General features: G+C 52.1%; 13 protein-coding genes. 2 read left to right on the top strand and 11 right to left on the bottom strand.

What is annotated here, in order from left to right; genetic code table 11:
• Positions 1–14 precede the first annotated feature (14 nt).
• From ACR0L3_RS03140 to ACR0L3_RS03105, 8 genes are all read right to left on the bottom strand, one after another.
• Positions 15–1,490 (bottom strand): mannitol dehydrogenase family protein, encoded by a 1,476-nt coding sequence (locus ACR0L3_RS03140; protein WP_480743558.1) that lies wholly within the window; start codon positions 1,488–1,490, stop codon positions 15–17.
• Entirely contained in the window at positions 1,478–2,251 is a 774-nt protein-coding gene (locus ACR0L3_RS03135; protein ID WP_480744654.1) for an L-iditol 2-dehydrogenase, read from the bottom strand. The genes ACR0L3_RS03140 and ACR0L3_RS03135 overlap by 13 nt, the downstream gene beginning before the upstream one ends.
• Positions 2,248–3,252: an ABC transporter ATP-binding protein gene (locus ACR0L3_RS03130; protein WP_480743556.1), complete on the bottom strand. Its 1,005-nt coding sequence runs from the start codon at positions 3,250–3,252 to the stop codon at positions 2,248–2,250. Before ACR0L3_RS03130 ends, ACR0L3_RS03135 begins: the two co-directional genes overlap by 4 nt.
• 12 nt (positions 3,253–3,264) lie before the next feature.
• Positions 3,265–4,095, bottom strand: a complete 831-nt coding sequence (locus ACR0L3_RS03125; protein ID WP_480743555.1) for a carbohydrate ABC transporter permease — start codon at positions 4,093–4,095, stop codon at positions 3,265–3,267.
• 10 nt (positions 4,096–4,105) lie between these two features.
• Positions 4,106–4,972 (bottom strand): carbohydrate ABC transporter permease, encoded by an 867-nt coding sequence (locus ACR0L3_RS03120; protein ID WP_480743553.1) that lies wholly within the window; start codon positions 4,970–4,972, stop codon positions 4,106–4,108.
• 120 nt (positions 4,973–5,092) lie between these two features.
• A complete protein-coding gene (locus tag ACR0L3_RS03115; RefSeq protein ID WP_480743551.1) occupies positions 5,093–6,400 on the bottom strand; it encodes an ABC transporter substrate-binding protein in 1,308 nt (435 codons plus the stop codon).
• Positions 6,401–6,514: 114 nt separating this feature from the next.
• A complete protein-coding gene (locus ACR0L3_RS03110; protein ID WP_480743550.1) occupies positions 6,515–7,543 on the bottom strand; it encodes a LacI family DNA-binding transcriptional regulator in 1,029 nt (342 codons plus the stop codon).
• A 534-nt stretch (positions 7,544–8,077) separates the two neighbouring features.
• Complete coding sequence (locus ACR0L3_RS03105; RefSeq protein ID WP_480743548.1) at positions 8,078–9,007, bottom strand: LysR family transcriptional regulator; 930 nt, start codon at positions 9,005–9,007, stop codon at positions 8,078–8,080.
• 130 nt (positions 9,008–9,137) lie between these two features.
• On the opposite strand from ACR0L3_RS03105, the gene ACR0L3_RS03100 reads away from it, so the two are divergent.
• Together ACR0L3_RS03100 and ACR0L3_RS03095 are read left to right on the top strand one after the other, a co-directional pair.
• Positions 9,138–9,362: a DUF1127 domain-containing protein gene (locus tag ACR0L3_RS03100; protein WP_480743546.1), complete on the top strand. Its 225-nt coding sequence runs from the start codon at positions 9,138–9,140 to the stop codon at positions 9,360–9,362.
• Complete coding sequence (locus ACR0L3_RS03095) at positions 9,352–9,588, top strand: DUF1127 domain-containing protein (protein ID WP_480743545.1); 237 nt, start codon at positions 9,352–9,354, stop codon at positions 9,586–9,588. The genes ACR0L3_RS03100 and ACR0L3_RS03095 overlap by 11 nt, the downstream gene beginning before the upstream one ends.
• 426 nt (positions 9,589–10,014) lie before the next feature.
• On the opposite strand, the gene ACR0L3_RS03090 is transcribed toward ACR0L3_RS03095, so the two are convergent.
• The 3 genes from ACR0L3_RS03090 to ACR0L3_RS03080 all read right to left on the bottom strand — a co-directional run bounded on the left by ACR0L3_RS03090 (position 10,015) and on the right by ACR0L3_RS03080 (position 13,308).
• On the bottom strand, positions 10,015–10,467 hold the full coding sequence (locus ACR0L3_RS03090; RefSeq protein ID WP_480743544.1) for an N-acetyltransferase family protein: 453 nt from the start codon (positions 10,465–10,467) through the stop codon (positions 10,015–10,017).
• 32 nt (positions 10,468–10,499) lie between these two features.
• Positions 10,500–12,566 (bottom strand): oxidoreductase, encoded by a 2,067-nt coding sequence (locus ACR0L3_RS03085; RefSeq protein ID WP_480743542.1) that lies wholly within the window; start codon positions 12,564–12,566, stop codon positions 10,500–10,502.
• 73 nt (positions 12,567–12,639) lie between these two features.
• Positions 12,640–13,308: a TetR family transcriptional regulator C-terminal domain-containing protein gene (locus tag ACR0L3_RS03080; protein WP_480743540.1), complete on the bottom strand. Its 669-nt coding sequence runs from the start codon at positions 13,306–13,308 to the stop codon at positions 12,640–12,642.
• Positions 13,309–13,378: the final 70 nt, after the last annotated feature.

The raw sequence follows: 13,378 nt of genomic DNA, 5'->3' as shown, positions 1-13,378 counted from the left end.
ACAACCAATTCTATTCAAACTTCATCCACGTACGCGGTCAGCGCAGCTTCGCTGCCGTTTTGCCAAATCATATTCAGCCATTTCGCAAATGCATCTGAAAATGGCTTGGCGTCCTTCAGGTCGCCATATATTCCATTTTGTTCAAGCCATGCAGCCGGATCAGATCTTGCGGCAAGAGCAACCTCATTCAGTTTAGTCCAAATTGGGTCATTCGCCTCAATCACACTACCATCTTCACGAGTGCCAGCGCACATGCGCGCCCATAGTGCTTCGGCAAGAGCTAAACCGGTAACGGAACGTCCAGCCTTCAACTGGTCTCGTAGGACCGGCAGAACGAAACCCGTGTGTCGGGCCGAGCCATCGAAAGCCACCCGACGGGTTGTGTCCACAATCCGTGGATTTGAGAACCTGCTTTCGATGAGTTTTACATACTCCTCCGGGCTTGTCCCAGAAACTGATGAAACTGTCGGTGCTATCTCTGTTCTTTGGACTTTGCCAAAGAACAGCGAAATCAACGGGTGCCTCATGCATTCGGAAATTGTCTGGAGACCCATGATCTCGCCAACGTTGGCAAGAACTTGATGCCCGGCATTTAGGATGCGGATCTTCATTGTTTCGAACGCGTGAACGTCATCAGTGAATGTTGCGCCAACCTCGTCCCAATTCGGGCGCCCAGCACAGAAATTATCTTCGATTACCCATTGGCGATACGCTTCGTGCGTGACGACTGCGGCATCGTCGATTCCAAAGTCTATGGCGAGCGCCAGTTCACTTGGACCGGTAGAAGGGGCGATGCAATCCACCATCGAGTTTGGGAATGTCGCGTTGGTGTCGATCCAATCGGCGAGTTCGGGGTCGGACATACGCGCCAGTGAAATGACAGTTTGCCGAAGAACATCGCCGTTGCCCTGCAGATTGTCGCAGCTCAGCCCGGTGAAGGGCGCATGCCCTGCGTCGCGTCGTACGCGAAGCGCGGCCACGATGGCACCAAAAACCGTGTGCGGCGTTAAAGGGTTTGCGGCATCGTGTTGAATGTCAGGATGGTTGGCGTCAAACCCTTTGCTGACCGGGTCAATATAGTATCCACTTTCTGTAACGGTCATGGAAACGATGCGAATAGCAGGATCCGACATTTTGCGTATAAGCGCCCCATTGCCGTCCTCGATCGGCAAGTAATCGATCATGGATCCTATGACTTCTGCCGAGATTTTTTCGGGGTCGAGTTCGATCAGAGTCGTAAGGCAATCCTGGGCAAGCAGTTTCTCCCGCATAGCCGCATCATATGGGCGCACGCCCGCGCCTATGATGGCCCAATCCTGAGCTTTGCCCGCCTGCATAAGGCGGTGCAGATACCAGGCCTGATGCGCGCGGTGAAAATTGCCCACGCCCACGTGAACAATGCCAGGCGTCAGGGAAGCACGATCATATTTGGGGCGTTCGACGGCCAGTTGATCGAGTGTCGCATTCGAAAGGGAGATCAGCTCATCCATTGCCCACCATCCACATTATAAGTTTGTGCGACGATGTAGTTCGCCGCATCGCTTGCAAGAAATACAGCCATGCCAGTCAAATCGTCCGGCGTGCCCATGCGTCCGTAGGGAACCGCGGCATCGACTTCTTTCTTCTTTTGTCCGGGTGCTTTGTCTTCGTACTTGGCAAAAAATGCGTCTACACCATCCCAGTGCTCGCCATCGACAACACCTGGGGAAATAGCATTCACGTTTATGCCATGTCTGATCAGGTTCAGTCCCGCAGACTGAGTCAGGCTGATAACCGCCGCCTTAGTTGCGCAATAGACGGCAACCAGCGGTTCGCCACGCCTTCCGGCTTGGCTTGCCATATTGATGATTTTGCCGCCTTTTCCGCGCTCAATCATGCGCCGGGCCACGGCCTGCATTGTGAAGAGCGTACCCGCGACATTGATGTCAAAAACACGCTGGTAATCGGCACGCTCAATTTCAATAATTGGGGCGGCCGTGAAAAGCGCTGCGTTATTCACAAGAATGTCGATGTGACCGAATTCTGCCACTGTATTTGTCACAGCATTGTCGATGCTGGCCTGATCGGTCACATCCATAATCACTGCGATTGCATTTCCGCCAAGTGCGGCGGCGGTTTCGCGGGCACCATCAATATTGATGTCAGCGATGGCAACCCGGGCCCCTTCATTGACGTAGGCCTCCGCAAAGGCCCGCCCGATCCCTCGGGCGGAACCTGTAATCAGGGCTGTTTTTCCAGCCAATTGCATTATTCGATCCTCAGACCTTGAGCGTCGAACTTATGCAGTTTGTCCATTTGCGGCGTCAGATAGATCGTATCGCCGTGCTTGGCCTGGATATCGCCGGTGATCCGAACGGTAACCATGTCACCAAGACCCGTCTCATGGACGTGAATGAAAGTGTCCGAACCAAGGTGCTCTGCCACCCCTACAACACCTTTCCACGTTCCATCAGTGGTACTGACATCCGTGTGCTCAGGGCGAATGCCGATTGTGGCTGCTCCGTGCTTCTCAGCCTCGGCGCCTTTGATCAGGTTCATTTTCGGAGATCCGATGAACCCAGCGACAAATTCATTCCGCGGGCTGTGATAGAGTTCCAGCGGTGAACCCACTTGTTCAATCACACCTGCACGCAAAACAACGATCTTGTCAGCCATGGTCATCGCTTCGACCTGATCGTGCGTCACGTAGATCATTGTCGTCTTGAGACGCTCGTGCAGTTCACTGATTTCTAGCCGCATTCCGACACGCAAGGCCGCGTCGAGGTTGGACAGCGGTTCGTCGAAAAGGAATGCCGCTGGTTCTCGAACAATTGCTCGGCCGATCGCGACACGCTGGCGCTGGCCGCCTGACAATTGCCCCGGACGACGATCCAGGTAGTCAGATAGGTTCAGCGCTTTTGCGGCACCTTCAATCCGGCGGTTTTGCTCATCTTCGTCGATCCCCGCCATTTTCATCGGGAACGCGATGTTTTTGCGCACCGACATGTGCGGATACAGAGCGTACGATTGGAAAACCATTGCCAAACCACGCTTGGCAGGAGGTACATCGGTAGCATCCGAGCCGTCGATTTCGATGTGACCCGTAGTGATGTCCTCGAGCCCCGCGATCAGGCGCAGCAGTGTGGATTTGCCACAGCCCGAAGGTCCAACAAAAACTGTGAACTCGCCGTCTTCAATCGTTAGGTCCAGAGGCGGAATTACTTGTACGTCTCCGAAACTTTTAGTCACTTGGTTGAGTTTGATTTGTCCCATTGGTCAAGTTCCTTATTTGACGGCGCCGAAGGTCAGGCCGCTGACAAGTTGTTTCTGGCTGAACCAGCCAAGAATGAGGATTGGCGCAATGGCCATGGTTGATGCTGCACTGAGTTTGGCAAAGAACAGGCCTTCGGGGCTGGAGTAGCTTGCGATAAAGGCTGTCAGAGGAGCCGCATTGGCTGCCGTCAGGTTCAGTGTCCAGAACGCTTCGTTCCATGCCAGAATGAAGTTCAGCAGCAAGGTTGAAGCAATGCCAGGAACGGCCATTGGAGTAAGCACGTAAAGGATTTCTTCCTTCAGTGTCGCACCGTCCATTCGGGCAGCTTCCAGGATCTCACCAGGGATTTCCTTGAAGTACGTGTATAGCATCCAGACGATGATAGGCAGGTTCATCAGCATAAGGATGATGACCAATGCGCCTCGGCTGTCCAAAACTCCCAGTCTGATGCAGATCAGGTAGATGGGATACAGAACCCCAACCGCCGGGAGCATCTTCGTGGACAGCATCCAAAGAAGAATGTCTTTGGTGCGCTTGGAAGGTACAAAGGCCATCGACCATGCCGCGGGTACGGCGACGATGATACCCAAAATTGTCGAGCCACCAGCGATGATGATTGAGTTCCAAAGGAAGCGGGCATAGTTCGACCGCTCCATCACTGCGGAATAGTTTTCAAGCGTCCAGTCGAATGCAAGGAACACCGGAGGATCGGCAATAGCCGTGGCTTCGGTCTTGAAGCTGGTAAGGATGGTCCAAAGGATCGGGAAAAAGATCAGCAACCCAATGCCCCAAGCGGCGGCTGTATTGATGATCTTACGTTGTTGAGTAACTGCGCGGGCCATTTTTTCCTCCTCACGCGTCCAGGTTCTTGCCGACGATGCGCATCAGGAAGATCGCAACGATATTGGCGAGAATGATTGCGTAGACACCACCAGCAGAGCCGAGACCGACATTCTGACTTTCAAGAACACGTTGGAAAATCAGGTAGGTGAGCGTGCGGGTGCCAAAAGCGCCTCCGGTTGTGACGAAAATCTCGGCGAAGATGGCCAGAAGGAAGATCGTCTGGATAAGCAGCACGATCGTTATCGCACGGCTGAGGTGAGGAAGCGTGATATATCCAAACCGTTTCAGTGGGGGGGCCCCATCCATTTCAGCCGCTTCCAACTGCTCTCCATCCAGAGATTGGATCGCTGTCAGCAGGATCAACGTAGCGAAGGGAAGCCACTGCCAGGAAACGATCATGACAATCGAAGGCAAAGACGCCTCGGACAGCCAAGATATCGGCTCTGCCCCAAAAAACCGCCAAAGATGGGCGAACAGACCATTCACCGGATCCATGAACATGTTTTTCCACACCAGCGCAGACACGGTAGGCATGACAAAGAATGGCGCAATGACCAAAATGCGTACGACGCCTTGTCCCCACATCGGTTGGTTCAGCAGGATTGCCAAGAGTACGCCAAAGATAATTGTGATGAACAGGACGCCGCCAACTATGGCCAGGGTCGCCCCAACCGAAGGCCAAAAGGCGCTTGAACTCACAAAACGAACATAGTTTTCGAAGCCGACCCATCCAAGATCGCCACCGCGCAGAGGCAAGTATTGCTTGAATGAAAACATAAGGGTCATGATTAGGGGAATGAGCATCCAGCCGAGGAGTAATACGACCGCTGGGGCCATCATTATCCGCGCTGCTGATCGGGAATGTTTGGTTGCCATCGTGCATACCTCCTCTGTTGATCGCCATAAGGCCATCTAAAACAGTGCTACGATCGTAAAAGAAAGGTGGGGTCTCGGGAAGCGCAGGGGAGAAGTGCACTCCCCGAGACAATGGAGAGCTTAGCGGTAGCCAGCTGCCTCCATAGCGTCGTTTGTCAGCGCCTGAGCTTTCTCAAGTGCCTCTTCTACGGATTGTTGGCCCGCGTAGACTGCCGAGAATTCCTGGCTGACTTCAGTTGCGATACCCGCGAATTCCGGGATAGCCACAAACTGCACGCCAACATATGGCACCGGCTTGACGGACGGATTGTTTGGATCTGCCGCAAGGATCGAGTCCAGCGTCTTCTGTGCGAAGGGAACTTCCTTGTAGTTCGGGTTTTCGTACAGAGAAGTCCGCGCACCCGGAGGCACGTTGGCCCAACCTTCATTTTCAGCAACCAGCTCGATGTAGTCGGTCGAAGTCGCCCATTCGATGAATTGCTTCGCCGCTTCTTCCTTCTGAGTACCGGCTGGCACCGCCAGTGCCCAAGCCCAGAGCCAATTTGCTTTCTTGTCAATACCTTCGCTGTTTGGGGCAAGCGCAAAGCCCACCTTGTCAGCAACGGTCGAGTCTTCGGGGTTGGTTACGAAGGAAGCCGCAACAGTTGCGTCGATCCACATGCCGCACTTGCCCTGCTGGAACAGGTTCAGGTTCTCGTTGAAACCGTTGGTGGCATACCCTGTCGGGCCGGACTCTTCCATCATGCCGACGAAGAAATTCAGCGCATCAGCCCATTCAGGCTGATCAAATTGAGCATTCCAATCCTCATCGAACCAGCGAGCGCCAAAGGAGTTTGCAGTCACAGTGATGAATGCACCACCTTCGCCCCAGCCTGCCTTACCACGCAGACAAATCCCGTTGATGTCATTGTCGCGGTCAGTCATGGCCGCAGCTGCTTCACGAATGAACTGCCAAGTTGGTGCATCGGGCATTTCCAAGCCCGCCTTTTCCATCAAGTCAGTACGATACATGATCATGGAGCTTTCACCGTAGAACGGTGCGGCATACATTGTGCCATCGTGGCTTAGGCCGGCGCGCATGGCTGGCAGGATGTCATCGGCGTTATATTCAGCAGAAAGATCGTCGAGCGGGACAAGCCAACCGTTGGCACCCCAGATCGGAGTTTCATACATGCCGATGGTCATAATGTCGAAAGAACCGCCCTTTGCGGCGATATCAGTGGTTACGCGCTGACGTAGCACGTTTTCTTCAAGCGTGACCCACTCGACCGTGTGACCGGTCTTATCAGTAAAGTCCTGTGTCAGGCCTTGCATACGGATCATGTCGCCATTGTTCACGGTGGCGATGACAAGATTCTCTGCCAGTGCGCCACTAGCGGTGACAAGTGTCATTGCCGTCGCCGCATATAGAGCTTGTTTGAATGACATCCTAATTCTCCTCCTCGTTGGATGATGAATTAGACCCTAGTCAAAATCACAACGCGAAGTCAATTAAAAATTTACGCGCGTAAATTTATGATTGTTTGCGCGAATAGTAACACATTAGGCAGAATCCCGCATGATCAAACGTCCCTCAAACAGCGTTTCCTGTCTTTCCGGCACGTTTTCTCGCTCCTCAAACAATGCGAACAGGGTTGCGACCGACCGATTCGCGATCGCTTCGTAATCCTGCGCGATTGTCGTCAACGGAGGGCAAGTGAAACGAGAAAATGGGTGATCGTCGTGGCCCGCTATTCTGAGGTTGCATTCCGGACCATGACCGACCTTGAAACCTAGGCCGTAGGCCGCCGACAAAAGACCGATGGCAAAACGATCATTGCTGCACAGGATCGTGTTGGTCTTAAATGCGCCTTCAGACAAGAGCCGACCACCTTCGACTTTTCCAATTTCTTCGAAATCCCAGCCTTCTCCGCTGGCCTGAAAGATATTCGGCGTTTGCCCGTGCCGTTCCATGCTTTCGATGTAAGCTTGCCTGTGCTTGTTGGCATTCGGATTCAAAGGATTCTTCATTTCGAAGAAGCACGGCGGCTCGCCGCTGCGGCAAAGATACTCGACCATCAGATCAACGCTCTGGAAATGATCGGTTCCAACAAAGGCCCGCCCGACGTCATCCATGTTGGCATCGAACAAAACAACCGGAATTTCCTCATCGAATGCTTTAACCGCGTCTTTGTCGGATAACCGACCAAACGGTGCCAGCAACACGCCAGCTGGTTTAAGGGATTTTAGCGAGTTTAGATTCTCTCGCTCCATGTCCGGATTGCCGTGTGAACTCAGCAAAATCGGGCTGTAACCAGCCTCAATGCAAGCAAGCTCCACCCGCCTGCCGATCTCGGAAAAGAACGGGTCAGCCAAGTTGGGCACTACAACACCGATATTCTTGGTGGTGCGCCGGTTCTGGTTCACCGCAAATACGTTCGGATGATAATCGTACTCTTCCAGCGCTGCTTCGATTTTTTTCCTAGTAGAAACACGCACGCTTTCTGGATCATTGAAGTATTTCGAGACGGTAGGTCGAGAAATCCCACTGATGGCCGCAAATTCTTCCATATTTCGAATTTTGCGTTTCAAATATTTCCTCACACCAAATTGCAACATGTCGCGCGACAATTATTGTCAAATTTAATGATCGAAAACCCGAGGTGTCAAGTCGGCATTGAAGTCTCGGAGGTTGACCGCCCTCAAACAACCCAGCTGCCAGCATGTACGCCAAATGCGGGATTGAAATGACGCAGAATCGAATTTCACACAAGGTTTCTGCGGTGTTGCGGTGTTAGGTTAACAGCAAAATAGAAGTTCACGCCGTCATGTCTTTACGTCGTGATTGGCGACTAATATTACTTCCAGTGATGGCGGGGAACCGAGCGCCAGACCTTCAATTGGGCCCTCCAAATTGAATGCCAAATAGCTCGCAAGACAACGCCATATTGAGTGGCGTAGCCCAGCCAGTCTTCGAAAATATCACTCGACATAGAGTACAGTGTGCGTCCATTCTAATCCCTCAATAAAGTTGCGCGACCCTAGCCCGGCTTGCCCTAACGAAGTATCGGCGCATGGTCTTCTTCGGCGCGCAAGGACCATTGCGTTTGCCTACCGCTCAAAAATTTACTGCGTTGAAGCGTGAGTCATTTTGTCTGGCGCGTTGAGCCCACGCTTAAACTGCTCCACCAGAAACTCGATGAACGCTCGTGTTTTTGGCGCTAGGTTTCGCCTGTCCGCAAACATCGCAACGATTTCAGTACTTGGCGGGGCGTATTCTGGCAAAATGTGCACCAGTTCGCCGCATTCGATTTTCCCTTCGGCCATGTAACAAGGCAGGCGAGCAATCCCCATGCCAGCCAACGCAGCGCGAAAAACGACATCTGTGTTGTTGCCTTCAAAACTACCCTGCACCTCAAAAAAGTGGTCGTTTTGTGGATGCTCACTCTGCCATGCATTTCGCTGGCTGCCCCCTGAGATCCTGAGGCAGTTGTGAAACGATAGATCGTTGAAAGTTGTCGGTGTTCCGTGTCGCTCAAGATAAATAGGAGCAGCACACAAGATACGGCGGCTTTGAATGATGCGGCGCACCACTGTGTCGGGATCTTTTTGCTGTTCGGCAAAACAAACGACCGCGTCAAACCCCTCAGCCTGTATGTCGACGTTTCGGTCTGTCAAATCCAACGAAATTTGAACATCAGGGAACTGTTCCATGAATTTTGGCAAAGCCGGGATCAATTGAGATTTACCGAATGCAACAGTGGACGCGATCTTAAGATTGCCACGCGGAGTGCCGTCCAAATTCGATATTAACTCTTCTGCCTCTTTGAATTTGTCCGCCATTGCCTTGCACTTGTCGTATAACTCCTGGCCTTCTTGTGTCGGTGTAACTCCGGTTCTGATCCGATTCAGTAAGCGGTAATTTACGTGATCCTCTAGCAGACCGATCTGCTTGCTCACCGCCGACGGAGTCTGCCCCATGGATCGAGCCGCTGCAGAAATACTCCCGTGATCGACCACGGTCGCAAAAATTAACATCTGTGCCGCGATATCCATATCCACCTACCAACTGTGCCACCCCGGCAAGGGGGCTGTTCCAAATAGACTAGTTGTGAGCGCTATCAAATTCGCCTACTTCTGCATTGCAGCATAAACGCTGCATTGCAGCAATAACCGAGGCGCAAACATGGCAATTATACGCTCTACACTTGGGCCAGTGGCTGTTCTGGATGCCGGTCGCACATTGTTTCAGCAGAAAATGGAACAAGTGCGGTCTGCACTCGCGTGCCACAAGGTCTATCGCAATACCCGCCGAGAACTGTCGATGCTCAAAGACCGTGAACTCGCTGATCTTGGCATACCACGCAGCAGCATCAGAAGGCTTGCTCAGGAGGCCGCGTATGGCAAATAGTCTTCATTCGACCTCAATCTGGGTGGCTGCGCCGACTACGGCGTACAATCTGGCGACATCGATCGGGATCAGCATCTCCAAACATATCCGGATTGCTTTGAAAACACTTCAAACCGCCCGGATGATGTCAGCGCTTGCCAAGCTGAGCGACGATCAGCTTTTTCAGATGGGCATTTCCCGCTCTGAGATTCCAGAATACGCAATTAAGCTTTTACAGGATGAGTAGACCCACGTTTGGAAACAAGTGTGGCATTCACTTCGAAATTCAAAAGGTCCTGTAAAATTGCATACGAATTACTGGCTCTCACTCCTCCCAGAGTAAGTCAGTATTGGCGGTGGCGATAGTTCTAAGGGGAGCGCCAACGCACCGGGTCAGCATCTTCACCTCCTCCCGAGGATGCTGACCCACTCCCTCTGAAAAAACCATTTTGATACAATTTGTTAAACAAATTGGCGCAGTCATGAGAACTCGAACCGAACTCAGTTAGGTCCTTAAAACCGTCTTAGATTCTGCACCAAGTTCTCGCCAAACTGCGATACGCGTCAGCGTTAAAGCATCTACACCGGTGAAGTATTCATTTTGCTGGAAGTCATTTTAGGCAAAGGTAAGAAACGGCAACAAACCTCTGTAGTCTTTGCAAGCGCCTAAACATCATTCGGATTTTTCGTATACTATGAACGGCGTTCGTTCAGCCACTTTGTCGTACAACATCCGTCCTTTGTAGTTGAACTCCTGCGTCGTCCAGTAGGTTGTTGGGATACCGTCTTTTTTTGCGACTTCAAAAACGGCTTCGATGAGGGCGCGACCGACACCTTTTCCCCTATTGTCCGGGTCAGCAAACAGATCCATAAGGTAGCACGTGTCTTCTACGGACCACATAAACCTGTGGTACAGATAGTGAGCTAATCCCACAGGTTTTCCGTTTAGCTCTGCAATAAGGCAGCTGTATTCGCCTTCACCAATAGACAACAACCTACTGAAAGAAACTTCGTAAACCTCCTCTGAGACAGAGGTCTCATAAAACTCCAAATAAGCGGTCCATAAGCGACGCCATTCTTCTTTGTCCTCTGCCACAAGTGGGCGAATAACAAGATCTTCCGACATGCCTTGGTTCTCCTGATTTTTTTCGAGTGCGGTCAGATAAGTTGCCGACCGACATCAATGCGATCATGTTTGAGCGGGATGTCCGCATTTACGACGCTATCCAGTTCCTGAGCATATCGATGGCCTGCATAGACTGCCGCCGCGATAATCGCCGGGGCATCACAGTCACCGATGCGAGTAAGGCTGAACGGCAGACTCTCTTGCGCCTGTCGTTCAAGCAAATCACGGTACAAACCATCGTTCGGCTTCCGTGCAGTCACCATCACTATATTTGAAGAAGACACGTCCGCATTAGGTCCGCCGTAGGCACACTCTAAGACTGCTTCTTCTCCGTTGAAGTGCGTCAACAATTTAGATGGCAAAATGTTGACACCCAACTTCTGCAAATGTGTTCGGATGCGCCAACGCTCGGAAGTATTGCCGGCCCAATCAGAAACGCTGTCTGACGGCGTGACGAACGTCACTGGGTGACCATTCGCTCTGATCTTCTCGGCCATGATACTACCCATGTAGTATCCTTCACTGTCAAAAACGATTGTGGGCCCATTAGGCAGGTTTCCGTCCATAACATCGTCGGGTGTAAAAACGCGAGTTAGAGTATTGCCTTCTGCAACTGGGATAAAACGTTCTTCGTCAAAGTATTCTTTTCGCCATGTCGCCCCTGTTGCAATCGCTACGTGATCGGCCTCAACCGCAAATACATCGTCAACGTTCAGCGGGCTTTCACGGTAGATTTCAACATTTGGCATCTCTACCAATTGCTGCTCGCGATAGTCCTTGATGCGGATGTACTCACTCATCCCAGGCAGGGCAGCTTCGCGTACAATCCTGCCGCCAATTTCCCGAGAAGCTTCTGCCAATAAGACGTCATATCCACGCGCCCCAAGCGCTCGCGCGGCTTCAAGCCCGGCAGCTCCGGCACCAACTATCAAGATGCGTGAATCCGAAGTCTTTTTTTGGATGATTTCAGGATGCCAACCCTTGCGCCATTCTTCACCAATCGTTGGGTTTTGCGTGCATCGGATTGGCACGCCAATTGTATCGCTGGCGTAACAAATATTGCACCCGATGCATTCACGAATGGCAGATAACAGGCCCTCTTCTATTTTCTTTGGCAGATAGGGGTCAGCAATCGAAGGCCGCGCTGCACCGATAAAATCGGTGATACCGCGCCTCACTTGGCTGACCATTGTATCCGGTGATGTAAATCGCCCGACCGTCACCACCGGCTTGTCTGTCACTGACTTTACCCAATGCATGTAAGGTTCAAGAGCAGCCTCTTTAGTAAACCGTGAAACGCCCATCTCGACCGAGTAGTCTGCGATGTTGATATCCCATAAATCCGGTAGGTCAGCGAGTAATTCGAACATTTCCCGGCGTTCACCAAAGATCGGCTTTCCGTCTTCACCGATCACTTCGTCGGCCGAAAACCGAACCGCCACCGCGCACCGGTCACCGACTGCTTCCTTGGTGTCCTCGATCAGCTCTCGGGTCAGGCGCACCCTGTTTTCCAGGCTACCGCCATATTCATCACTACGGGTATTAACGCGTGGGTTCAGAAAGTTCGAAACAAGGTAGCCGTGCGTAGCGTAGACATAGATCACATCAAAACCCGCATCTCGCGCGCGCAAAGCAGCCATGCGATGCCAGCGCCGCAAATCGCGTATGTCCTGCTTGTCCATCGCACGGGTCTGATAGGGATGCCCCTTTGTATTTGGCAGGCTATCGACGTCCATTCCTGGCAGTCGCGAGAACAAGTTGTTCGCATTGTTGCCGCCATACCATAGCTCGGCACCTGCAAGGCAGCCGTATTCGTGCACAGCATCAGTCATAAGAGAGTGGGCTCGCACGTCACCATCATCCCAAAGCGACGCGTATGGATGCGGAAGGTCGTCAGATGATGGGTGGATTGAGTTATATTCAGTACAAATGACGCCCCACCCGCCTTGCGCCTTGACTTCGCGCATCGCGGCAAGGGTGCGAGGATACTGCCACCCCATGCCCGTACAATGCGGAACTTGGTAGAACCGGTTAGGTGCAGTCACGGGACCTATTTTCACCGGATCGAAAAGGATGTCGTAACGAGAATCCCTGCTCATTTTACCCCCTATTCAGCTTCGTTTTGCGAAGGCTCATCCCATCGGAAATGCGACCGCCTTGGCACTTTGTGTTTCAATCACGCGACGGGAATTCAGGCATTTGAAAGTGCCTAGAATAAACCTTTGACAGAAATGAAACGATTTGATCTCGGGCTTCGGTTCGCTGGTAGTTTTCTGGATAGGTTAAAAACCCCAACCATATTCCGTCGTAGAGTGCCTCCAGAATATTCGCGACCTGCCGGGGTGGAATGTCGTTATACCCCCCCTCTTCGGCAATCTCGCTGCACAGACGCAAAGCAATGCTGTAGCGTTCCTGATCTATGTCCTCGATCAGCTTACGATAGACTTTGCGTCGACCGGCCTCCCCGAAAAAGGCAAACCATACGGCCAGCTTCTTTTGCGAGAAAATCTGTGGATGGAAATGTGCGTCGACGATGGCTAGCAATTTCTCCGACGCTGTCAGCCCTGCGGTGTTGGATGCTTCCAGCCACTGATCGTGGTGCTCTTTCGCAAGAAAAACCAACGTTTCTTCCAGCAAGTTCTGCTTGCTCTTGAAGTGGAAGTTAACGATCCCAAGTGACATCCCAGCAATCTTGGTCACCGTGGACATAGTCGTTCCACCAATTCCATTTTTGGCTATTGAGTCGATTGTGGCATTAATCAATTGTTGCCGCCTGACCTCTTTGGATTCAGTGCGGCGACGTTCTGTGGAGTTTTGAGAAGCTACAGGCGACTGTGTCATTCGGTTGCGCTCCGAACCTCATAGTTTTCCGCTGGCGGCACTTCGCCTTTCCTTTGACCAAGTGCTACGC

The organism is Ruegeria sp. CK1 (assembly GCF_056536545.1).
The sequence above is the reverse complement of the archived record's forward strand: the minus strand, read 5'-3'. Positions and strand labels throughout refer to the sequence as shown.

Coding starts and splice junctions, on each gene's coding strand:
- ACR0L3_RS03140 (WP_480743558.1), bottom strand. CDS start 1,490: ATGGATGAGCTGATCTCCCTTTCGAATGCGACACTCGATCAACTGGCC.
- ACR0L3_RS03130 (WP_480743556.1), bottom strand. CDS start 3,252: ATGGGACAAATCAAACTCAACCAAGTGACTAAAAGTTTCGGAGACGTA.
- ACR0L3_RS03125 (WP_480743555.1), bottom strand. CDS start 4,095: ATGGCCCGCGCAGTTACTCAACAACGTAAGATCATCAATACAGCCGCC.
- ACR0L3_RS03120 (WP_480743553.1), bottom strand. CDS start 4,972: ATGGCAACCAAACATTCCCGATCAGCAGCGCGGATAATGATGGCCCCA.
- ACR0L3_RS03115 (WP_480743551.1), bottom strand. CDS start 6,400: ATGTCATTCAAACAAGCTCTATATGCGGCGACGGCAATGACACTTGTC.
- ACR0L3_RS03105 (WP_480743548.1), bottom strand. CDS start 9,007: ATGGATATCGCGGCACAGATGTTAATTTTTGCGACCGTGGTCGATCAC.
- ACR0L3_RS03100 (WP_480743546.1), top strand. CDS start 9,138: ATGGCAATTATACGCTCTACACTTGGGCCAGTGGCTGTTCTGGATGCC.
- ACR0L3_RS03095 (WP_480743545.1), top strand. CDS start 9,352: ATGGCAAATAGTCTTCATTCGACCTCAATCTGGGTGGCTGCGCCGACT.
- ACR0L3_RS03090 (WP_480743544.1), bottom strand. CDS start 10,467: ATGTCGGAAGATCTTGTTATTCGCCCACTTGTGGCAGAGGACAAAGAA.
- ACR0L3_RS03085 (WP_480743542.1), bottom strand. CDS start 12,566: ATGAGCAGGGATTCTCGTTACGACATCCTTTTCGATCCGGTGAAAATA.
- ACR0L3_RS03080 (WP_480743540.1), bottom strand. CDS start 13,308: ATGACACAGTCGCCTGTAGCTTCTCAAAACTCCACAGAACGTCGCCGC.